Annotated in this window: 1 protein-coding gene; it reads left to right on the plus strand. The window is 65.2% G+C overall.

The annotated features are described in order from the left end of the window. Positions 1 to 165: 165 nt before the first annotated feature. The coding region (locus tag SO140_RS46355; protein WP_498544258.1) for an MFS transporter at positions 166 to 635 on the plus strand (470 nt) is incomplete at its 3' end.

Raw genomic sequence — 635 nt, forward strand, 5'->3', positions numbered from 1 at the left:
CGGTGTGACTCAGCCGTTGCCGCTCCCCGAGCCGGACATCGCCGCCTGGTAACGGCTCGCATCAGATAAGGCGTCAGGCGCATGGATACAGTGCACTCCGTGCGTCTTCCGCCACCCTACCCCCTGACATAGGCTAATCCTCAGTCTATGTCAGGAGTGTTTATCATGTTATCCCATCCTTCGCCGCAGGGCGTCCGCGGCATACTGGCCGCACTGTCTTTGAGCATGCTGCTGTCATCGCTCGGCATCAGCATCGCCAATGTCGGGCTGCCGGCGCTCGCCACCGCGTTCCATGCCTCGTTCCAAGCGGTGCAGTGGGTATTGCTCTGTTATTTGCTGGCCGTCACCACCTGCATCATCGGCATCGGCCGCTTGGGCGACAGCCTCAATCGCCGCCGCCTGCTGCTGGCGGGCATCGTGCTGTTTACCGCCGCTTCGTTGGCTTGTGCGTTGGCTCCGCAGCTTTGGCTGCTGCTGGCGGCGCGCCTGGCGCAGGGGCTGGGGGGCGCAGTCATGATGTCAATCGCCATGGCGCTGGCGGGCGAGGCGCTGGGCACGGAAAAAATCGGCCGCGCGATGGGGCTGCTCGGCACTATGTCGGCCGTGGGCACCGCGCTGGGGCCGTCGTTGGGCGG

The organism is Bradyrhizobium sp. UFLA05-108 (assembly GCF_059803455.1).